The sequence below is a fragment of the Streptomyces sp. 351MFTsu5.1 genome (assembly GCF_000383655.1).
Lineage (GTDB): Bacteria > Actinomycetota > Actinomycetes > Streptomycetales > Streptomycetaceae > Streptomyces > Streptomyces griseorubiginosus.
Map to the genome: position 1 here is coordinate 41,027 of NZ_KB911789.1, position 20,631 is coordinate 61,657.

21 protein-coding genes and 1 pseudogene are annotated in these 20,631 nt (G+C 71.2%); 12 read left to right on the forward strand and 10 right to left on the reverse strand.

The genetic code is table 11. The features are described from left to right. Positions 1 to 98: 98 nt before the first annotated feature. The 3 genes from H295_RS0129340 to H295_RS0129350 all read right to left on the reverse strand — a co-directional run bounded on the left by H295_RS0129340 (position 99) and on the right by H295_RS0129350 (position 2,750). The gene (locus tag H295_RS0129340; RefSeq protein WP_020138918.1) at positions 99 to 1,139 is read right to left on the reverse strand and encodes a glycoside hydrolase family 6 protein; all 1,041 of its coding nucleotides are present in this window, start codon (positions 1,137 to 1,139) and stop codon (positions 99 to 101) included. Positions 1,140 to 1,487: 348 nt separating this feature from the next. After that, a complete protein-coding gene (locus H295_RS0129345) occupies positions 1,488 to 2,198 on the reverse strand; it encodes a class F sortase (protein WP_020138919.1) in 711 nt (236 codons plus the stop codon). Between the two features lie 6 nt (positions 2,199 to 2,204). Then, a complete protein-coding gene (locus H295_RS0129350) occupies positions 2,205 to 2,750 on the reverse strand; it encodes a hypothetical protein (RefSeq protein ID WP_020138920.1) in 546 nt (181 codons plus the stop codon). 235 nt (positions 2,751 to 2,985) lie between these two features. Here H295_RS0129350 and H295_RS0129355 point away from each other — a divergent pair, with 235 nt between their 5' ends. Next, positions 2,986 to 3,765 (forward strand): HAD-IIA family hydrolase, encoded by a 780-nt coding sequence (locus H295_RS0129355; RefSeq protein WP_020138921.1) that lies wholly within the window; start codon positions 2,986 to 2,988, stop codon positions 3,763 to 3,765. 42 nt (positions 3,766 to 3,807) lie between these two features. Here the strand turns inward: H295_RS0129355 and H295_RS0129360 are convergent, their stop codons facing one another. Together H295_RS0129360 and H295_RS0129365 are read right to left on the reverse strand one after the other, a co-directional pair. After that, entirely contained in the window at positions 3,808 to 4,524 is a 717-nt protein-coding gene (locus H295_RS0129360; protein ID WP_020138922.1) for a hypothetical protein, read from the reverse strand. Positions 4,525 to 4,623: 99 nt separating this feature from the next. Then, on the reverse strand, positions 4,624 to 5,808 hold the full coding sequence (locus H295_RS0129365; protein ID WP_051135631.1) for an ROK family transcriptional regulator: 1,185 nt from the start codon (positions 5,806 to 5,808) through the stop codon (positions 4,624 to 4,626). 66 nt (positions 5,809 to 5,874) lie between these two features. On the opposite strand from H295_RS0129365, the gene H295_RS0129370 reads away from it, so the two are divergent. From H295_RS0129370 to H295_RS0129380, 3 genes are all read left to right on the forward strand, one after another. Continuing rightward, positions 5,875 to 6,948: a Gfo/Idh/MocA family oxidoreductase gene (locus H295_RS0129370; RefSeq protein WP_043218146.1), complete on the forward strand. Its 1,074-nt coding sequence runs from the start codon at positions 5,875 to 5,877 to the stop codon at positions 6,946 to 6,948. After that, positions 6,945 to 7,454 (forward strand): heme-degrading domain-containing protein, encoded by a 510-nt coding sequence (locus tag H295_RS0129375; protein WP_020138925.1) that lies wholly within the window; start codon positions 6,945 to 6,947, stop codon positions 7,452 to 7,454. The genes H295_RS0129370 and H295_RS0129375 overlap by 4 nt, the downstream gene beginning before the upstream one ends. 81 nt (positions 7,455 to 7,535) lie before the next feature. Continuing rightward, entirely contained in the window at positions 7,536 to 8,393 is an 858-nt protein-coding gene (locus H295_RS0129380) for an LLM class F420-dependent oxidoreductase (protein WP_020138926.1), read from the forward strand. A 64-nt stretch (positions 8,394 to 8,457) separates the two neighbouring features. Here H295_RS0129380 and H295_RS0129385 read toward each other — a convergent pair whose 3' ends face one another. From H295_RS0129385 to H295_RS0129400, 4 genes are all read right to left on the reverse strand, one after another. Continuing rightward, positions 8,458 to 9,315: a fumarylacetoacetate hydrolase family protein gene (locus H295_RS0129385; protein ID WP_020138927.1), complete on the reverse strand. Its 858-nt coding sequence runs from the start codon at positions 9,313 to 9,315 to the stop codon at positions 8,458 to 8,460. A 173-nt stretch (positions 9,316 to 9,488) separates the two neighbouring features. Next, positions 9,489 to 10,202 carry a YidC/Oxa1 family membrane protein insertase gene (locus H295_RS0129390; RefSeq protein ID WP_020138928.1) on the reverse strand — a complete coding sequence of 238 codons (714 nt, stop codon included), beginning with the start codon at positions 10,200 to 10,202 and terminating at the stop codon, positions 9,489 to 9,491. A gap of 89 nt (positions 10,203 to 10,291) precedes the next feature. Beyond that, positions 10,292 to 10,603 (reverse strand): DUF6412 domain-containing protein, encoded by a 312-nt coding sequence (locus H295_RS0129395; RefSeq protein ID WP_028809857.1) that lies wholly within the window; start codon positions 10,601 to 10,603, stop codon positions 10,292 to 10,294. A gap of 144 nt (positions 10,604 to 10,747) precedes the next feature. After that, the gene (locus tag H295_RS0129400) at positions 10,748 to 11,275 is read right to left on the reverse strand and encodes a winged helix-turn-helix transcriptional regulator (protein WP_020138930.1); all 528 of its coding nucleotides are present in this window, start codon (positions 11,273 to 11,275) and stop codon (positions 10,748 to 10,750) included. A gap of 68 nt (positions 11,276 to 11,343) precedes the next feature. Between H295_RS0129400 and H295_RS0129405 the strand changes: the two genes are divergently transcribed. Next, complete coding sequence (locus H295_RS0129405; RefSeq protein WP_028809858.1) at positions 11,344 to 12,744, forward strand: MFS transporter; 1,401 nt, start codon at positions 11,344 to 11,346, stop codon at positions 12,742 to 12,744. 79 nt (positions 12,745 to 12,823) lie between these two features. Here the strand turns inward: H295_RS0129405 and H295_RS0129410 are convergent, their stop codons facing one another. Further along, positions 12,824 to 13,624: a class E sortase gene (locus H295_RS0129410; protein WP_028809859.1), complete on the reverse strand. Its 801-nt coding sequence runs from the start codon at positions 13,622 to 13,624 to the stop codon at positions 12,824 to 12,826. Positions 13,625 to 13,853: 229 nt separating this feature from the next. Between H295_RS0129410 and H295_RS0129415 the strand changes: the two genes are divergently transcribed. The 7 genes and pseudogenes from H295_RS0129415 to H295_RS45760 form a co-directional block, all read left to right on the forward strand. Further along, positions 13,854 to 15,326 (forward strand): endo-beta-1,6-galactanase, encoded by a 1,473-nt coding sequence (locus H295_RS0129415; RefSeq protein ID WP_020138933.1) that lies wholly within the window; start codon positions 13,854 to 13,856, stop codon positions 15,324 to 15,326. Positions 15,327 to 15,491: 165 nt separating this feature from the next. Beyond that, on the forward strand, positions 15,492 to 16,502 hold the full coding sequence (locus H295_RS0129420) for an SEC-C domain-containing protein (RefSeq protein WP_020138934.1): 1,011 nt from the start codon (positions 15,492 to 15,494) through the stop codon (positions 16,500 to 16,502). Positions 16,503 to 16,629: 127 nt separating this feature from the next. Continuing rightward, positions 16,630 to 17,214 carry a dihydrofolate reductase family protein gene (locus H295_RS0129425; RefSeq protein ID WP_020138935.1) on the forward strand — a complete coding sequence of 195 codons (585 nt, stop codon included), beginning with the start codon at positions 16,630 to 16,632 and terminating at the stop codon, positions 17,212 to 17,214. Further along, positions 17,211 to 17,624, forward strand: coding sequence for a VOC family protein (locus tag H295_RS0129430; protein ID WP_020138936.1), 414 nt, complete (start codon positions 17,211 to 17,213; stop codon positions 17,622 to 17,624). The genes H295_RS0129425 and H295_RS0129430 overlap by 4 nt, the downstream gene beginning before the upstream one ends. A gap of 472 nt (positions 17,625 to 18,096) precedes the next feature. Then, a complete protein-coding gene (locus H295_RS47265; protein ID WP_158691072.1) occupies positions 18,097 to 18,591 on the forward strand; it encodes a hypothetical protein in 495 nt (164 codons plus the stop codon). Positions 18,592 to 18,625: 34 nt separating this feature from the next. Continuing rightward, on the forward strand, positions 18,626 to 19,063 hold the full coding sequence (locus tag H295_RS45755) for a very short patch repair endonuclease (protein ID WP_078616775.1): 438 nt from the start codon (positions 18,626 to 18,628) through the stop codon (positions 19,061 to 19,063). 494 nt (positions 19,064 to 19,557) lie between these two features. Then, positions 19,558 to 20,391 (forward strand): annotated as a pseudogene (locus tag H295_RS45760) (IS5 family transposase); the annotation flags it as partial. Between the last annotated feature and the right edge of the window lie 240 nt (positions 20,392 to 20,631).

Consider the following 20,631-nt stretch of genomic DNA (forward strand, 5'->3'; position numbering starts at 1 on the left):
CCAAGGAACGCTCCCGCACCTTTGTCATTCGGGTGCGGGAGCGTTGTGGCTGGTCGCGCCCACGCGGCGGAGCCGCACATCGATACAGCCCCGCGCCCCTAGGGTGTTGAAGCTCGCGCCAGTGTCAATGCGTAGGTCGACCACCACTCCCCCGCCTTCGGGCCGCCCTTGCACTCGCCGTCCGACTCTCCTGGGCGCTTGACCCACAAGTAGGCGTCGACCAGCGGGTCCGCCGTCTTGATCGTCGGTGTCTCCCCCAGGGCCCTGCCCGGTGGGTTGCACCAACGCTCCTTCTCGTCACCGGACTTGTACGGGCCGTTGCCGTTGCGGCTGGTGTCGATGACGAAGTGCTTGTCGCCGACCTTCGAGGAGAGCTGCTTGCCGTAGGCGATGGAGTCCTCGGTGGAGTAGAAGTTGGAGACGTTCACCGAGAAGCCGTCGGCCTTGGCGATGCCCGCCCGCTTGAGGGGCTCGTAGATCTGGTCGGGGTGGCCCCAGCCCGCGTTGCCCGCGTCCAGGTAGACCTTCGTGTTCTTCAGGGACTTGAGCTTCTCGACGGCCCCGCTGAGGAGGTTGTAGCGCTCCTCGTGGAACTCGTCCTTCGTGCAGCCGTCGACCAGGTGCAGTACGGCGTCCGGTTCGAGGATCACCGTGGCCGCGCGGTCGCCGATGCCCGCCGCCACGCCGTCGATCCAGGCCCGGTAGGCGTTGCCGTCGGCGGCGCCGCCCTGGGAGTACTGGCCGCAGTCGCGGTGCGGGATGTTGTAGAGGACCAGCAGGGCTCTGCGGCCCGCCTTGTCCGCGGCCTCGGTGAAGCCGCGTGCCTCCTGCTCGGGTTGCTCCACGCCGACCCACTCGCCGGTGGGCTGCTGGGCGATCTTGCGGATCTGCTCGGCCTCGGCGCCCTTGCCGCTCTTCTCGTACGCGGCGACCTGCCTGGCCGCGTTGCCGTCCGGGTTGACCCAGAACGGGTCGGCCTCCTTGGGCTGCTGGGTGATGCCCGCACCGGGCTTGTCGCCCTCGTCCCCCTCCTGCCCGCCGTCCGACGTGGAACACGCGGCCAGCAGCAGTGCCGCCCCCAGCACCGCCGCACCGGCCCCTGCGCGGGTGGCCGTCCTGGCCCGCCTGCTGACGTACATCCAATTCCCCCCTGGGTGCACTGTGGCAAGTCTCAATCGTGACACATCGGGCGGCGCCGCCCACGGGGTCGTCCGAACCTTGTCCGGGAGCCACCAGGGTGCGGACGGAGGGCCAGGGCCTGCCGTCGACCGGGCTCTAGGCCCGGGCGCTCATCCGTTCTAGAGTCTTTCGGTAGTGATTCGGCCCCAGCCCCTGGCCGCAGTCAGCACCCACCGCGCCTCGCAGGCCTCCCGCGCCGTCGCCGGGTTACTCCCGCAGCCCGAGCGCGCGCGGTCGAGGACCAGCCCGGTCGGCGACTTCGGGGGAGCGGGTCGCCGACCGGGCCGGGTTCCGCCCGGCCCCGATTCCTAGGGGCCGGTGCCGGTCAGATACGCCGAGACGACCACGTTCGCCGTGTAGCTGCGGCTGGCCCGGTCGAAGGTGCCGCCGCAGGTGATCAGGCGCAGTTCGGCGCGGCCCGGCTCGCGGGGGCCGTAGGCCCGGTGGGCGTCGAAGTCGTCCCGGGTGATGACCTGGACGTCGTCGACGGTGAACTCGGCGACGCGGCCGTCGTCGCGGACCACCCGGATCCTCTCGCCGGGCTCGAGGGTGCTGAGCTTGTAGAAGACGGCGGGCCGGGTCTCGGTGTCGACGTGCCCCACCATCAGGGCGGTCCCGGCGGCCCCCGGTTTCGCCCCGGCCCCGTACCAGCCGACGATCCCGGGCTGGTCGAAGGGCGGTGGTTCGAGGGCGCCCCGCGCGTCGAGGCCGCGGGCCACCACCGGTGCCTGCACGCCCAGGTCCGGGATGTCCAGGCGCTGGGGCCGCGCCCCCTTCAGGGGCTTCGCGGCGGGCGGCAGGTCGGCGGATCCGGGCGGGCGGCCGACCCCGGCCACGTCACCGCTGGCGAGCGCGGTCAGACCGGGCGGTACGTCGGTCACCTCGCGCCCCCACAACCACAGGCCGAGCAGCAGCATCGCCCAGGCCACACCGGTCAGCAGCCGGCCGGAGCCGGAGCCGCGGACCCGTCCGGGGGTGTCGCCCTGGTCGGCGAAGCGTTCGGTGCGTCGGTCGGACATCGCCGGTCAGTCCGCCCTGCGGCTCCGGCGGGTGCTCCGCAGCACGACGGCCACCGCCGCGACCCCGGCGAGCACCAGCCCGGTCACCGCGTGCCCGGTGCCGGGTCCGGTGGCGCGGGGCTGCATGGCGGAGAGGTGGGTGGCGCTCCAGCCGCCGCCCGCGTCGACGGGGGCGGCGGGGGACGCCGGTGCCGTGGCCGAGGGGGCGGTGCCCCCTCCCTTCGCCGCTACGACCGTGATGCGGCCCTTCACCTCGAAGTCGACGCAGGTGATCTTCACGTCGTAGGCGCCGGGCTTGATCGAGGAGCGGACCCGGGTCTCGCCGGCGAGGCTGCCGCCCGACCCGGTCAGCCGGGCGTCGGCGACGAACGCGGCCGAGACGGCGGTCGCCGTCTTCCCCGCGCAGCCCTTCACCCGCAGGGCGAGGTCGGCGCCGGGGGCGGGGGTCGAGGGGGTGACCGAGACGCTGCCGCCGTCCGCCGCCTGGGCGACCGGGGTGAGGGCGGCGACGGCCAGGGCCGCGCCACAGAGAGTGAGACGTAGGGAACCCATCGTGAACCTCCAGATGTCTGGAGCGTCCCGCGGGGCGGCCTGGCCCGCATCCCGGGGTGCCCGGTCACTGCTCCGGATGGGGGACGGCCGACGCCTCGGAGCAGCGGAAACGAGGGATCCGGGACGGTCGGGCGGTGACCGGGGAGCGAGACGCCGGAGGACGTTCGTTGCCGTCGCGGGGCGGCTGCATAGCATGGTCGTCTCACCCGTTCACCGCACGCAGGAGTCCCCGCCCATGACAGAGCGCAAGCCCATCGAATCGTGGCTCACCGACATGGACGGGGTGCTGATGCACGAGGGCATCCCGGTGCCCGGCGCGGACGCCTTCATCAAGAAGCTGCGGGACTCGGGTCGGCCGTTCCTGGTGCTGACGAACAACTCGATCTACACCGCGCGTGATCTGCACGCCCGGCTGAGCCGGATCGGCCTCGACGTGCCGACGGAGAACATCTGGACCTCCGCCCTGGCCACCGCCAGCTTCCTGGACAACCAGCACCCCGGCGGGACCGCGTACGTGATCGGGGAGGCGGGCCTGACCACGGCACTGCACGACACCGGATACGTCCTCACCGATTCCGACCCCGACTTCGTGATTCTCGGGGAGACCCGGACGTACTCCTTCGAGGCGCTGACCAAGGCCATCCGGCTGATCAACGACGGGGCCCGGTTCATCGCCACCAACCCCGACAACACCGGGCCCTCCCCCGAGGGCGCGCTTCCGGCGACCGGGTCCGTGGCCGCGCTGATCACCAAGGCGACCGGCAAGGAGCCGTACTTCATCGGCAAGCCCAACCCGCTGATGATGCGGACCGCGCTGAACACCATCGGCGCGCACTCGGAGACCAGCGCGATGATCGGCGACCGGATGGACACGGACGTCCTGGCCGGTCTGGAGGCGGGCATGGAGACCTTCCTCGTGCTGACCGGGCTGACGGGCAAGGGGGACATCGACCGCTACCCGTACCGGCCGACGAAGGTCGTGGACTCCATCGCGGACCTGGTCGACCGCATCTGACCGCCGTGTCCGCGATGGCCGCCGTGGCCGCCGTGCCGACCGTCACCGGCGTCTGCGGGTAAGCAGGATCGCGCCGCCGGTGGCCAGGAGCGCCACGGTGGCGGCGAGGGCGACGCCGGTGACGGAGCCGAGGCCGGTGCGGGCGAGTTCGTCGGCGAAGGGGAGCCGCGCGTCGCCGGTCGCGGTTCCGGTCCCGGGGGTCTCGGCGTCCCCGGCTTCGCTCTCGACGCCGAAGCGGTAGTCGTTGGACTGGCCCACCCAGTCGCCGTCGTCGTCGTGGCGCTGGACGACGGCCGCGTTGACGGTGACGTCGTCGGGAGCGGTGTCTGCGGTGAGGGCCAGGCGGATCCGCACCGTGAGGGTCTTGCCGGGGGCGACGGTGAAGCCGGGGAAGCCGTCGTCGAAGGCGCCGACGAGTTCCTCGGCGTCGGTCTTCTCGAAGCGGACGGGGTGGGCGCGCTCGCCGTCGTAGAACTCCATCCGGGGCTGGGCGGGTCGCAGCGCGCGGCGGTCGTCGACGAGGACGACGACGGGGTGGATGTCGCTCCAGGTGCGGGCGGTGGTGTTGGTGAGGTCCAGGTACCAGGTGCCGAAGCCGCCGCCGGCCACGTAGGTGTCGGGGCCGCCGTGGACACGGGTGGTGATCGGGAAGTCGCCGCGGCCGGATCCGGGGTCCGCGGGCGCGGGGGGCGTGGGCAGGAGGAGGGCGGCTGCCGCCGCGAGACCGAGGTGGGCGGAAGTGGACAGTCGCATGAACACATGACCATGCCGGACGGGATCGCCTCTGCGCGGCACCATTCCGGCGGGTGCCCTCGAACGGTCCCCGCAGACCGCCCGATCGGCCGACCGGGCCCGCCCTCAGGCGTCCGCCCGGCCGAAGAGGGGGGCCAGGACCAGCTGGGCCGCGCCCTCGGCGATGTCTCCGGGCACGGTCCGCACGGGGACCGGCGGCTCGCCCGCGCGCCGGGCGCGCTCGTCGAGGACGGCTTCGACGCCCCGTAGGAACACCTCGGGGGCGCCGGTGACGGTACGGCCGCCCAGCAGGACCACGTCGATGTCGAGCAGGGCGACGAGGTTGCCGGCCGCGATGCCGAGGACGCGGGCCGCCTCGGCGAGGTCGCCGCGGGACACCGCCGTGAGGCAGAGCGCCTCGACACAGCCGCGGTCGCCGCAGTCGCAGGGCGGGCCGTCGAGCTGGACGACCTGGTGCCCGAACTCCCCGGCCGCGGTCCTCGCGCCCCGCCGCACGACTCCGTCGATCACGAGTCCTGCGCCGAGGCCGGTACCGAGATGCAGATACGCGAACGAGCCCCGCTCCCCGGCGACGGCGAGCCCCAGCGCCGCGGCGTTGGTGTCCTTGTCCACGGCCACCGGCACCCCGAGCCGCTCCCCGAGCGCGTCCCGCAGCGGAAACCCGTCCCACTCGGCGAACCCGGTGACCCGATGCAGCACGCCCCGGGTGTGATCGAGGGGTCCGGGGAGGGCCACGCCGACTCCGAGGAGAGGCCCCCCGCCGCCCCGGGCCCACCCGTCCACCAGCGCCTCCACCTCCCCCGCGACCGCCGCGACCACCGCCTCAGTGCCCGCGCCGAGGTCCAGTTCGGTGCACCGCTCCCCCACCACCGTGCCCGCGAGGTCCACCAGCACCAGGCGCAGGGCGTCTCGGTCCAGGTGGACGCCGACCGCGTGGCCCGCCTCCGGTACCAGGCGCAGTACGGTCCGCGGCTTGCCGCCCGTCGAGGCCCGGCGTCCCGCCTCGGCCGCGAGCCCCGCGTCCCGCAACCGCCCGGTGATCTTGCTGACGGCCTGGGGGGTCAGCCTTGTGCGTTCGGCGAGCTCCAGCCGGCTGATCCCCTCGACGCCGGCCCGCCGCAGCAGGTCCAGCACAAGCGCGGTGTTGTGGCTGCGCAGAGCCGGCAGATTGACACCCGCGCCACCCGCACCGACCGCCGCCCGGACCTCGCCCGCCTTCCGGGCCTCGCCCAGCTTCCGCGCCCCCTCACCGGCGACCCGCACCCCACCACCCGTCCGCTCTCCGCTCATCCCGCTCACGTCGTCCATTCTCCTCCGCGCTTGCACTTTGGCAACAGCGTTGCGAAAGTGGGTGGTATGACTGCTGCTGACCTCCGCGTGGGCCTCGTCGGCTACGGCCTCGCGGGTTCCGTCTTCCATGCCCCGCTGATCGCCGCCACCGAGGGCCTCGTTCTCGACACGGTGGTCACCTCGAACCCCGAGCGGCAGGAACAGGCCCGCGCCGAGCACCCGGACGTCCGTACCGTCGCCGACACCGACGAGCTCTTCGCCCGCGCCGCCGACCTGGACCTGATCGTCATCGCATCGCCCAACAGGACGCACGTGCCGCTCGCCACGACCGCCCTGAAGGCCGGCCTGCCCGTCGTGGTCGACAAGCCGGTCGCGGGCACGGCGGCCGAGGCCCGCGAGCTCGCCGCCCTCGCCGAGGAGCGCGGCCTGCTGCTCTCCGTCTTCCAGAACCGCCGCTGGGACAACGACTTCCTGACCCTGCGCAAGCTGCTCGACGAGGGCGAACTCGGCGACGTATGGCGCTTCGAGTCCCGTTTCGAGCGCTGGCGGCCGCAGCCCAAGGGCGGCTGGCGGGAGTCCGGCGACCCCGCAGAGATCGGAGGTCTGCTCTACGACCTCGGCAGCCATGTCGTCGACCAGGCGCTCACCCTCTTCGGCCCCGCCGCCACCGTCTACGCCGAGACGGACATCCGCCGCCCGGGCGCCTCCATCGACGACGACACGTTCCTCGCGGTCACCCACGCGAGCGGGGTCCGCAGCCACCTCTACGTCTCCGCCACCACCGCCCAACTCGGCCCCCGTTTCCGGGTGCTGGGCTCGAAGGCCGGCTATGTGAAGTACGGCCTCGACCCGCAGGAGGCGGCACTCAGGGAGGGCGAGCGACCCGGGACGTCGGCCGAGTGGGGCCGCGAGCCCGAGTCGCTGTGGGGCCGGCTCGGTGCCGGTGAATCCCCCGTGACCGGCGGCGGCAGCCCCGTCCCCACCCTGCCCGGCGACTACCCGGCTTACTATGCGGCCGTGGCCAGGGCCCTTTCCGAGGGCGGCACCAACCCGGTAACCGCGCTGGAGGCGGCCGCCGCCCTCGACGTACTGGAGGCGGCGCGCCGTTCGGCCCGCGACGGAGTGGCGGTGGAGCTGTGACCCACAACACCGAGTTGACCCCGAAGTTCCACCCGGAACTCACCCCTCCCCTGGAGGAGCTGGAGGCGCAGGAACGGCGCCTGGTCTTCCGGCAGTTCACCCACGAGGACGCGTGGGCGCTGGGCTCGCTCCTGGTCGACATGGCCCGGGAGCGGCAGGCACCGGTGGCCATCGACATCCACCGCGGCGGCCAGCAGCTCTTCCACGCGGCCCTGCCGGGCTCCACCCCGGACAACGACGCCTGGATCGACCGCAAGCGCCGGGTCGTGGAGCGCTACGGCTCCGCCTCCTACCTGGTCGGCGCCCGCTTCCGCGCCAAGGGCAGCACCTTCGAGGAGTCCTCGCGCCTGGACCCCGACGTGTACGCGGCCCACGGCGGCTCGTTCCCCGTCACGGTCGAGGGCGTGGGCGTCGTCGGCACGGTCACGGTGTCGGGGCTGCCCCAGCTCCAGGACCACCGTTTCGTCGTGGAGGCGCTGGAGGAGTTCCTGGGCAAGGACCGCTAGCGGCAAGGGGCTGGCCGAGCGTCGGCCGAGCGGTCGCCCGAGCGGGGATTATCGCCGGGCCCTCCCACGTTGGCACCTGCCATGAAGAAGACCATCGGAACGTACGGCATCTGGAACGGCGGCGGTCTGCGCGGGGAGGACCCGGCCCTCCACGGTGAACGCATGGAGGCCGCCGCCGAGTTGGAGGAACTCGGGTTCGGCGCGATCTGGCTCGGCGGCAGCAGCTCCGCCGCCAACGCCGCCCCGCTCCTCGAAGCGACCTCCCGGCTGGTCGTCGGCACCAGCGTCCAGAGCATCTGGGACCACGAACCCAAGGCCGCCGCCGCGAGCTTCACCGAGCTGAACACCGCCCACCCCGGCCGCTTCACCCTGGGCCTGGGCGTCAGCCACGCCAAGTTGGCGGAGCAGTACCGCCGTCCGTACTCGGCGCTGGTCGCCTACCTGGACGCCCTGGACGCGGCGGGAGTCCCGGCCGGGGCCCGGGTCCTGGCCGCCCTGGGCCCCAGGACCATCGAGCTCGCCCGGAACCGTTCAGCCGGCTCCATCCCGTACCTGGTCACCGCGGAGCAGACCGCGAAGTCCCGCGAACTCCTCGGCGAGCAGCCCCTGTTGGCCCCGGAGCTGAAGGTGGTGCTGGAGAGCGACCCGACCCGCGCCCGCGCCCTGGCCCGCGACTCCCTGGCCGTCTACCTAGGCCTGCCCAACTACACCAACAACTTCCTGCGCAACGGCTTCACGGAGGACGACCTGAAGGACGGCGGCAGCGACCGTCTGGTCGACGGGGTCTTCGCGTGGGGCTCCGAGGACGGGATCCGCGCCCGCATCCACGAGTACCTCGCGGCGGGCGCGGACCATGTGGCGCTCCAGGTGGTGGACGGAGGGCCGCGCTACAGCCTTCCGCGGGAGGCCTGGCGCAGGCTCGCATCCTTGCTGGCCTGAGGTTTTCATGCGGGACAAGCCACGACGGGGCCGCACGCGCCGAACAACCGCCGTTCACCGCCCCTTAGGCATCCTTGAACTCTTGCCGCTGACGCCCCAGCCCCGAGATCTCCAGCTCCACGACATCCCCCGCCCGCAGGTACGGCTTGGGCTCGGGCTCTCCCAGCGCGACGCCCGCCGGCGTACCGGTGTTGATGACGTCACCGGGGTACAGGGTCATGAACTGGCTGACGTAACGCACCACTTCACCCACGGGGAAGATCTGGTTCGCGGTCGTGCCGTTCTGCTTCAAGTCGCCGTTGACCCACAGCTTCAGCGCGAGGTCCTGGGGATCGCCCACCTCGTCCGCCGTCACCAGCCACGGGCCCAAGGGGTTGAACGTCTCGCAGTTCTTCCCCTTGTCCCAGGTCCCGCCGCGCTCGATCTGGAACTCCCGCTCGGACACGTCGTGCGCGACCGCGTACCCGGCGACATGGGCGAGCGCCTCCTCAGCGGAGTCCAGGTAGCGGGCCGTACGCCCGATGACGACCGCCAGCTCGACCTCCCAGTCGGTCTTCTCCGACTTCCGGGGCACCAGGACGGTGTCGTACGGCCCGACCACCGTGTCCGCGGCCTTGAAGAAGATCACCGGCTCGGTGGGCGGCTCGGCGCCGGTCTCGCGGGCGTGGTCGTGGTAGTTGAGCCCGATGCAGACGATCTTCCCGATCCGGGCGAGCGGCGGCCCGACCCGCAGTCCGGTCGCGTCGAGCTCCGGGAGTTCCCCGGACTCCGCGGCCGCGCGGACCCGGCCGAGTGCCGCGTCGTCGGCGAGCAGCGTCCCGTCGATGTCGTCCACGACACCGGACAGGTCCCGCAGGACCCCGTCGGCGTCGAGCAGCGCGGGCGTCTCCGTTCCCGCCGTTCCGACTCGCAGCAGCTTCATGATGACTTTCTCCCTCGATCGCGGGGCGCCCTCCGACGGGTGCAGCCATCGGATGACTGGTCGATCGTCCAAGGTCGCCGTCCAGTCCGCAATACCTGGTTCACGGACTGGACTGGACACGGACTGGACTGGGCTGGACACGGACTGGACCGACCGGAGATCCACCGCACCGCTCAGCGATACAGCACCGCCCGCTCCACCGCCGCCCACGTCGAGCTGGTCACCACGTACAGCGCGGCCGCGAGCGGCACCACCGCCACGGTGAAGAGGGTGAAGAAGGACATGTACGGCATGAGCCGGCTCACCGCGGCGGTGCCGGGCACCGGCTGCCCGTCGGTCACCGGCACGACCTGATTCGCGGCCATCATCCGCTTGGTACGGCGGTAGTTGAAGGTGGCCACCAGGATCACGAACACGAACAGGCAGACGTAGACGAGCCCCGCTCCCCCGAACACCCCGCCGTCGCCGAGCGCGTCCGCCCAGCGTCCGCCGAGCGGCGCGGCGAAGAGTTCGTGGCCCAGCAGCGCGTTGGTGCGGCCGCCGATCGTGGTGTTGGAGAAGAGGTGGTACAGCAGGAAGAAGGCAGGCATCTGGAGGAGGCCGGGCAGACAGCCGGAGAGCGGTGAGACCTTTTCCTCGGCGTGCAGTTCCAGCACGGCCTTCTGGAGCTGGTCGGGACTGTCCTTGTGCTTCTTGCGCAGCTCGGCGATCTTCGGCTGGAGCCTGGTGCGGGCCTTCTGACCGCGGGCTGCGGCGCGGGACAGGGGGTGCACGAGCAGTCGTACGAACGCGGTGAACAGGACGATCGCGGCGGCGGCCGCGGTGGCGCCGAAGAGAGGGTGGAGCAGGTCGGCCAGGTGCTGGACCAGGTCGGCGAAGACAGACATGGGTGAGCCCTCCGAGGGTCTCGTCGTGCCGGAAGCGGTGAAGGCGGCATGACGACCCGCGCGGGGTGCACTGCAGTGGAGGTGAAGCCCTACGCGGTGGTCGTCCGGAGGGCGTGACCGGGGGCTCGGGGGCGGGGGCGGCCCTTGGCGTCGGGGTCGCGCTGCGGGAGGAAGGCCGTACGGCGGTCCCGGTCGCGGATGGCCGTACGGACCCGGGTGGGCGGCACGGCGGGCGCGCAGCGCGAGGCGAGCAGCGAGCAGGCGGCGAAGGCGGAGCCGGCCGCGGCGGTCGCGGCGAGCGCGACGGCGGCGGAGAGGCTGCCGGTGTCGAGCAGCAGGAGGTCGAGGACGAGGAGCAGCAGCACGGCGGCGGGACGCGCTGGGGTCCAGCCGCGGCTCACGGTGGGACGCGCTGCGGTCCAGCCGCGGCTCACGGTGGGACGCGCTGCGGTCCAGCTGCGGTTCACGGCGACTCCCCCTCTCCCGGCACGGCCACGGCCTCTTCCGTGCCGCCTCGGTCGGCGGCGGCACGCGCCCTCCTCCGGTTATACCTGATCGACCACGAGCGGCTCCATGAGCCTCTTCGGCTTGCGCAGGGCCCGGCTGACCGGGTTCACGGGGTCGGGGTCGAGGCCGGGGCCCGGAAGCATGAGGACGTCCTCGACCGGTACGGCGGTCCCGCAGGCCGGGCATTCGCCGTACGGGCCGAGGTCGGTGCCGCAGTCGGCGTGCTGGAAGACGAGGAGCGCGCTGTCGCCGTGGTGCTCGCGGCCCCAGCGGCTGAGGGCGCGCAGGGTCGGCCACAGGGCGGCGCCGCGGTCGGTGGGGACGTACTCGTCGCGCGGCGGCGACTCCTGGTACCGGCGCTTCTCGAGGATGCCCTCCTCGGTGAGCATCTGGAGGCGGGCGGCCAGGACCGCGCGCGGAATGCCGAGGTGGACCAGGAAGTCGTTGTAGCGGCGGACGCCGTAGAGGGCGTCGCGGACGACGAGCAGGGTCCAGCGTTCGCCGACGATCTCCAGTGCGCGGGCGATCGAGCATTGCTGCGTCACGTAGTCCTTGCCCAGTGCCATGACGCCCACTGTAACCATTTACCCCGACTGGGTTCAATGACCGAACCTACTCTGCTACGGTCGTCCGCATGCCAAGGTTCAATGAACGAACTCGCACAGCGGTGAAGCAGCCGGCGCCGCCCGCCCCGGCCCCGGAGTCCTCGTCCCGCCCCCGCGCCACCCTCGCGCTGACCAGTGCCGCGACCGCCGTGGCCCTGATGACGTACACCGCGCCGATGGTCACGCTCCCCGACGTCGCCGCCGACCTGCACACCCCGCTCTCCGCCCAGGCCTGGCTCCTCAACGGCACCCCGCTCGGCCTGGCCGCCCTCCTGCTGGTCGCCGGCTCCCTCGCCGACGACTACGGCCGCCGCCGGATCTTCGTCGCGGGCACCCTGGCCCTCGGCCTGACCACGGCCCTCGGCGCGCTGACCTCCTCCACCTGGCTGTTCACCCTGGCCCGGATCGCCCAGGGCGCGGCCAGCGCGGCACTCCTGGCGAGCAGCCTCGGCCTGATCGTGCACGCGTTCCCCTCACCGCGGGGCCAGCTGCACGCGACCGGCGTCTGGGGCGCGTTCGTGAGCGGCGGCATCGCGGTCGGCCCGCTGCTGAGCGGCGCGATGCCGAGCTGGAGAGTGTCGTACGGCGTTCTCGGCGCCGCCGCCGTCCTCGTGGCCGCCCTGTCCGCCCGCCTGTTGTCGGAGTCCCGGGCCCCGCGCGGCGGGCGCCCCGACCTCCCCGGAGCCGTGACCTTCGGGCTCGCTCTGGTCGCCCTGGTCGCGGCGCTCACGCTGGGCCGGGACGGCTGGCTACGGGCGCCGGTGGCCCTGCTGTTGCTGGCCTTCGCCGTCCTGCTGGCCCTGTTCGCCGTGGTCGAGCGGCGGTCGGCGACCCCGATGATCGACCTGGGCCTGCTCCGCCACCGCCTTTTCCTCGCCTCGTCCTCGTCCGGCCTGTTCACCGGTCTCGCGGTCATCGGCCTGTTCAGCTTCCTTCCGGCCCTCCTCCAGCAGACCGTGGGCCTGTCCGCGATGGACACCGCCTGGCTCTTCCTGCTCTGGTCCGGCCTGTCCTTCGCGGTGGCGCTCCAGGTCAGGCGGCTGGCGGGCCGGGTACCGCCGCGGTGGCAGCTCGCCCTCGGCTTCCTGCTGCACGCGGCCGGCGTCCTGACCATGCTGGGCTCGCTCGACGCGGGCTCCTGGGTACGGCTGCTGCCCGGCCTGGTGATCGCCGGCGTCGGCAGCGGCCTGCTGAACGCGGCGCTCCCGCTGCTCGCGGTGGAGTCCGTCCCGGCGGCCCGGGCGGCGATGGGCTCGGGGGCCCAGCAGACGTTCCGGTACATCGGTTCCTGTGCCGGAGTCGCCCTGACGATCGCGATCGCCACCTCGTCGGGGAGCGGATTGGCCCACGGCGCGGACCTCGCCATGCTCGTCTCGGCGGGCCTGGCGCTGGTGGCGGCGGCGAGCGTGGTGGCGCTGCGGGACCGGTGACCTCGGTGACGGGGAGGCGTCGGTGACGGGGAGGCGTTGGCGACGGGTGACCACGTGAACGCGGCCGCCTGGGCCGCCGTCAACGCACCCGGGTCGAGACCAAGGTGCCCCACACCACCAGCCGGTACCGGGACGTGTACTCGGGGGTGCATGTGGTGAGGGTGATGAACCGACCGGGCGCGGTGTAGCCGTAGGAGGGATGGACCGTCGAGCGCGGGACCGGGCGGATCACTCCTGAGTCGCGGGCCGAGGTCTGGCGCAGGGTCCGGTCCACGGCGTACGTGTAGACCGCGCTCCGGGTCTCGACCTCGACGGTGTCCCCGGGCCCCAGACGGTTGACGTACCGGAAGGGCTCGCCATGGGTGTTGCGGTGTCCGGCGAGCGCGAAGTTGCCGACCTGGCCCGGCTGTCCGGTGCCGGGGTAGTGGCCGACGTACCCCTTGTTGAGCACGCTCTGCTTGCCGACACCCTCGGCCACGGGGACGCGGAGGTGGAGACGGGGGACGGTGAGGATGGCGTAGGCCTGCGTCCAACTCGGCTGCGAGCGGGTGGAGTTGCCGGAGCGGCCGCTCGACCCCGCCGCGGTGGACCCGCCCTCGTCGGCGCCGGTGCCGGTGCCGCCGTCGTCCGGGGCATCGCCCTCACCCGTCGCGGGGTCGCGGGCCGTGCCGTCGCCCTCCTGCCCCCACTGCCGCTCCAGCGCCTCGACCTTCCGCCGCGCGCCCTCCCGGGCCTCGCGGTTGGTCCACCACAGCTGATGGACGACGAGCAGCATGAGGACGACCCCGACGGTCACCAGGACCTCGCCGCCGGTCCACAGCACGCGGCGGCGCCGGGCGCGTCGGCGGCGGGTTCCGTGATGCACGATGCGGGACCGCATGCGGCCGCACGATAGGGGCCGCGCCGCCAAGTCACCAGAGGCAGGCGGGCGTACAGGCCCTCGGGCACCGCACGTCCGAGATGCCCGCACTTCTTCCACTGGTTTTAGAAAGGGATGTCAGAACTCTCGACAACCCCACCGGCCACACCCGATGCTTCGACGTGGCAAGAACGGGACGGGCTACGACGCCGGTGGGACGCCGCGTCGCCCCTCGGAGTTCGGAGTAGCAATGATCCGACGCAGAACGCTGCTGACAGCCGCAGGAGGCACCCTCCTCGGCAGCGCACTGGCCACCGGCACCGCCCGCGCGGACGCCACGATCGCGGTCAGCCCGGGGACGTCGTACGGCACGTGGGAGGGCTGGGGCACCTCCCTGGCCTGGTGGGCCAACGTGTTCGGCGCGCGGGACGACTTCGCCGACCTCTTCTTCACCACCAAGTCGACGACCTACAACGGCACTTCGCTGCCCGGACTCGGCCTGAACATCGCCCGCTACAACCTGGGCGGGTGCAGCTGGAACACGGTCGGCGGCGAGTCGATGGTCGCGTCGGCGAACATCCCCGGCTTCAAGCAGATCGAGGGTTACTGGCAGGACTGGAACAACGAGGACCCGACCTCCTCGGCCTGGAAGTGGACGGCGGACGCCACCCAGCGGGCGATGCTGGTCAAGGCCACGTCGCGCGGGGCCACTTCGGAGCTGTTCGCCAACTCCCCCATGTGGTGGATGTGTCTGAACCACAACCCCTCCGGTGCCTCCGGCGGCGGCAACAACCTCCAGTCCTGGAACTACCGGCAGCACGCCTCCCACCTCGCCTCGGTGGCCCTCTACGCCAAGAACAACTGGGGCGTGAACTTCTCGACGGTCGACGCCTTCAACGAGCCCTCCTCGTCCTGGTGGACGGCGACCGGCACGCAAGAGGGCTGCCACATGGACGCGTCGGTCCAGTCGGCCGTACTGCCGTACCTGCGCAGCGAGTTGAACAACCGCGGCCTGACCGGCGTGAAGATCTCGGCCTCGGACGAGACCAGCTACGACCTCGCCCGCACCACCTGGAACTCCTTCAGCTCGACCACGAAGGGATACGTCAACCAGGTCAACGTGCACGGCTACCAGGGCTCGGACGGCCGTAGGGACCTGCTCTACACGGACGTGGTCACCACGGCAGGCAAGAAACTGTGGAACTCCGAGACCGGCGACGGCGACGGCACCGGTTACACCACCGCCTTCAACCTCCTCTACGACTTCCGCTGGCTGCACCCGACGGCCTGGGTCTACTGGCAGGTCATGGACCCGACGGCGGGCTGGGGCGTGATCAAGTACGACGCCAGCACCCTCCAGGCGGGCGCGATCGAGACGAAGTACTACGTGCTGGCCCAGTTCAGCCGGCACATCCGCCCCGGGATGAAGATCCTCGACACGGGGGTGAGCAACGCGGTCGCGGCCTACGACTCCACGGCGAAGCGCCTGGTCATCGTGGCCCTGAACACCTCGACCTCGGCCCAGACTCTCACCTTCGACCTGTCCCGCTTCACCACGGTGACGGGCGGCTCGGGAGGCCTGGTCCCGCGCTGGAACACGGTGACGACGGGCGGCGACAAGTACGCCTCGTACTCCAACACGTTCCTGAGCGGGAAGTCGGTGGCGGTGCCGTTCGCGGCGAAGGCGGTGCAGACGTTGCAGATCGACGGGGTGACGATCTGAGCCCGGCGTGGTGCGGGCCGGGGTCCTCCGTGTGAGTCCGGCGTGGTGCGGGCCGGGGTCCTCCGTGTGAGCCCGGCATGGTGCGGGCCGGGGTCCTCCGTGTTGTCCGGCCCCTGGCCTGCACCTCTCTCTTCTTTGTCACTGATCGGCAGTACGGTGTCACCCATGCGCCCCGACACGCCTGCCGAGAACGTCGACCACAACGCCGAAGCGGCGCGCCTGGAGCGGACCGCCGACCGGTACCCCGAGGACGCCGAGGCCCTGCTCGTGCAGGCCGCGGCCCACCTGGAACTGGCCGGCGACCGCCCCGCCGCGTCCTCCCTCTACGACCGCCTGCTGGCCGCGCAGGACGGCTTGGAGAACCCCTTCCTCGTCCGTGCCCTGAAGGCCGCGAACCTCTGGGAGTACGGCCATGAGGCCGAGGCCCGCGCGATCATCGAGGGTGTCCGCGTGGCGGCTCCCCGGGACCCGGCGCCCTGGGTGATCGTGGCGGAGGCCCTGGAGTCCCACGACGAGCTGGAGCAGGCGCAGGAGACATTCACGGAGGGCGCGAGGGTCCTCCTGACGGACGTCACGGAACCGCCGTACTCCACGCATCCCCTGCTGTTCGGCCGCCACCGGGTCCGCCGCATGCTGGGCCTGGCCCACGACGAGTGGGACACCCTGGCGGACACCCTCCACACCTCCCCGGTCTCCCTGGACGAACTCCACGACCCGAAGCGCGTGTGGTCCCTCGGCTCGGACAACCCGGCCGAACTGGAGGCGGAGATCAGCCGCCTGCGCGCCGAACTCGGCACGTACCGGGAGGCGTTGTCGCGCCCGTTCCCGGTGGCGGTACTGCACTGGCCGGCGCCCGAACTGTCGGAACTGCTGGCGGCGTACCCCTCGCTGGAGTCGGAGTACCCCTCCCACGAGGAGCACCTGGCGACCATAGAAGAGTCCCTGCGCGAGCTGTCCTCCTCCGGCACCGCGAACCTGGGCATCGTCTCGGGCACGGTCCCCTCCTACGAGGCCTTCGCGGCGTCGGAGGGCATGTCCCCGGCGGAGGTCTCGCTGCTCCCCCAGTACGCCACGACTCTGGCGGCGCGGGGCCGCGCGGTGGAGTGGCCGCCGCAGCGGGGGACGGCGTGCTGGTGCGGGTCGGGCCGGGTGTACGGGGAGTGCCACGGCGAGTAGGCCGCCGTTGGGGGCGGGCCCTGGAAGCCGCAGGTTGACGCTGACCGATGAATTCGCCCGCCCCTTGAGGTCTTCCCTGTGACACACCTGCCCGGTGGCGTGTCACGGAGAAGAGACGAGGCCCGCGATGAGGAACCCGATCCGGCTGTACATGTCGATGTCGCTCGACGGCTTCATCGCGGGCCCGGACGACCGACCGGGCCAGGAACTCGGACGCGACGGCGGACGACTGTTCAACTGGCTCGACGACCGGGAGTCCGACGGCCCGAGCGGCCAGGTCTACCGCGAGGCCTTGGCGACCGGCGCGCTGATCTCGGGCCGCCGGACCTTCGAACTCGCCCGGCGCTGGCAGGGCGACCACCACGACGGTGTGCCGATCCTCGTCCTCACCCACCAGGTGGACGAGGGCGACGTACCACCGGGCCACGCCCGCTTCGTCACGGACGTGGACGACTGCGCCCGCCAGGCCCGCGCGGCCGCCGGGGACAGGCCGGTCATGGTCCACGGCGCGTCCGCGGCCCAGGCACTCCTACGGGCCGGCCACCTCGACGAGATGGAGATCCACCTGATCCCGGTCCTGCTCGGGGAGGGGCGCCGACTCTTCGACCACCTGGGCGGCCGGCACATCGAACTCGACCTGGTCAGGCGCCTCGACGACCGGGACGTCACACACTTGCGTTACCGGGTCCACCGTTCCGAGGGGTCCGCGTGAAGACACTCTTCGTCTCGTACCGTGTGTCCGACCTGGACCGCTCGCTGGCCTTCTACACGGCCTTGGGCTACGTCGAACTGGGCCGGGTGGAAGCCGGCGAGGCAGGCCACCTCGCGATCCTCAGCTTCCCCGACGAACCGTCCGCCTCCCTGGAACTGGTCCACCGCCCCACCGACGGCCCGGTCGAGGTGGGCACGGGCTTCGACCACCTGGCAATCCAGGTCGACACCCTGACAGACGCCCTGATGCGGCTGACCGAGTCAGGCCTGACCCCGGGCCCGATCCAATACCCGGGCGGCCCCGACGGCCCCAAAACATCCTGGCTCACAGACCCGGACGGCTACCGAATCGAACTGGTGGAGTGGCCACCGGGCCACGCGGCCGGCATCACGGCAGCGGACTTCACCTGACCAGCCCGGCGTCGCCACCACCGACCGCCCTGCCCCACCCCCGAAACTCCCGGCCGTACACCCGCACCCCCTCCAACGGAGAGCCGCCGACCCACCGCACAGCCGGACAACGACTGCGCCCCCTACCCCAGGCCCACACCTCACCGCACCCCCAATCCTCACCACCTGGGCCGCCTCCCCCAGGGCGCCCGCTCGCTTCTCCCCCGTGCCGGAGCGGACTGGGTCAAGGGTCGGCCACAGGCCGATCGCCGAAGGCGACGCAACCGCAGGAAGCGCCCTTGACGCAGTCCGCGGAGGCACGAAACTCCAAGGAAGCGGGCGGCCCAACGCCAGCAAACTGCCAACTGCGGCAAAAATCTGCGTAGTTGGCATTGCCCAGACACTGACGCATCGCTTCCACTTGCCGCTGCCGCAAGTGAGTACACCAGTGGGGAGCCCACCAAGAATGAGCGTCCGGCGCTCGCTTCCGCCCTTGGCCCTGCTCGCCGTCCTAATGGCAGGCTGCGGCACAGCCGGTCCCGGAACGTCCGCAGACGGACCGCTGAACGGACCCGACTACTCCGACGCCGGCTCGGGCAAGGAATGCATCCCACAGAAGAAAGAGGGCGGCGCCTGGTTCCTCGGCGACGAGTTGCACAACTACGGCCACAAGACAGTCGTCATCGACAAGATCACACTGAGGAAGGCGAACGGCCTACGCCTCGTAGAGGCCGTCATCGTGCGCACCTCAACCGCGTTCATCGGCTACGGCTACGGCTACGGCTACGGCTGGCCCCCAGCCCTAGAAGCACGCAACCAACCAGGCATTGACTGGCCCCATCGCCGTAAGGCAGTGGGCGCAACCATCTCCCCCCAACCAACCAACGCGAAGACCGCCAACAATCTGGATCTCGGTGATTGCGGCACATCACAGACCCAAACCTCACCTACGCAGGTGGGTCCGCGCGACGGGATGCCACGACAGTAGGCGAATCCACCTCGGACGATAGGACACTGGGAACATGCATGGTCCCCTCCCCTCCAGCCCTGATGTCTCGACCCGGATGTCCCGGCAGGCCAGCCGGGACACCGATGCCGAGCGTGCGGTAAGGCAGCTCCTCCATGCCTCGGGGTACCGGTATCGGATCCACTATCCGGTACCTGGCATGCGCAGGCGAAAAATCGACATCGCCTTCACTCGTGCCAGGTTGGCAGTTCTGATTGACGGCTGTTTCTGGCACGGCTGCCCTGAGCACGCCACCAGTCCCAAAGCGAACGCGGAATGGTGGCGGAGGAAGCTCGATCGCAACATCGAGCGAGACCGGGAGACGACCGCCCAGTTGTCGTCGGAGGGCTGGACAGTCATGCGCTTCTGGGAACACGAGCCTCCAGAAGCTGTAGCGCGTCAGGTGATCGCAGCCGTCGATCGGGAGAGAGCAGCAGGCGAATACAGTCCATGAGGGGACAGGAACAGATGAGCGGATTACGATTCGCCGACGTGTGCGGGAGCGGGAGAACTGGTACCAAGGACTGGAATGTACTGGCTTCGAAGTCGTACTGCTTCTGGACACGAAGCCTGAGGCCCGCAACATGCTGCTCACGGACCCGCTGGCTTGGCAGCTTCTGCACACGGACCTGTTGGACTTCACCCCATCACAGCACTCCAAGGTCTACGACGTGGACCTGCCGCTGGCCGGACTTCCCCGTGTGAAATCCGGCGCGACTGCCGTGCGGACCGGAAGCGAGGCCGAGCTGCACTTGCTGGAAGGCGACCGTCTGCTTAACGCATGCTGGCCAACCCCAACCCCTGATCATCGAGAACCCACTGCCCTTGGTGAGAGCATCCGACTTCGAGCCGGTGCGCGATCTCACCCACAGCTAGAGGGCGTCTGAAAAGCCGGTCAGCGGGCAAGTCACCTGATAGCGGGGCGGTGACGTACTTTCGGGGGCCGGGGTGTGCGGGCTGCGTACCCGTTACCCGACGGATCTATTCGATCTGGAGTGGGAGATCCTCCGTCCGCTGGTTCCGGCGGTCAAGCCCGGTGGGCGACCGGCGAAACACACGCGACGGGAGATCATCAACGCGTTGGCGTATTGGCTGCGGGCCGGCTGCGCCTGGAGACTGCTGCCGCACGACCTGCCGCCGTGGCAGACCGTCTACCACTACTGGCGACAGTGACAGCAAGAGGGCGTATGGGAGCGGATGTTGACGGCGCTCCGCGAACGTGAGCGGGTGCAACTCGGCCGGGATCCCACTCCCAGCGCGGCCATCGTGGACAGTCAGAGCGTGAGGGCCAGTGAGCGCGGCGGCCTGCACGGGTACGACGGCGGCAAGAAGGTCAGCGGCATCAAGCGCCACCTGCTCGTCGACACCCGCGGCACGGTCCTGGTCACCTGCGTGAGCCCGGCGAGTGTCGGCGACCGTGACGGAGCAGCAGTCCTGTTCGCTCGGGCTGTCGATTCCTTCCCGCGCCTTCGGCACGTGTGGGCGGACCAGGGCTACCGTGGCGCCGACTTCCATGCCTGGGCACGGGAAGCCACCGGCATCACCGTGCAGGTCGTGCAGCGCCGCGACGGAGGGTTCTGCTCGACCTGGGCGAAGGTAGGCACACCGCCTCCGGAAGTGCGCCCATTTGCGGTCGTCCCGCGCCGGTGGGTCGTAGAGCGGACCTTCGCCTGGCTGGGACGGTGCCGCCGCCTGTCGAAGGACTACGAGTACCTGCGCGTCTGCTCGGAGAACGCCATCTACCTCACCATGGCCATGCTCCTCGTGCGCCGCCTCGCAAGATCAGCCCGCTTAGCGGCTTTTCAGACGCCCTCTAGCGAGCGGCTGTCCGCAGGCCGGGTCCTGCGCCACTCGATTGCCACGAACGGCTGGCGGGACGCCGACCGATGGGCAGGCCAGGTGCTCGCTATGGCACCGACTCTGGTGCGCGGGTCGGGCCTGGGCTCGGATGGTGGTCGCCGGAAGCACCGTGGCCGACGCCTCTGGCCCTGCCCTCGTCTGGGCGCCGGAGATTGGGTTCCC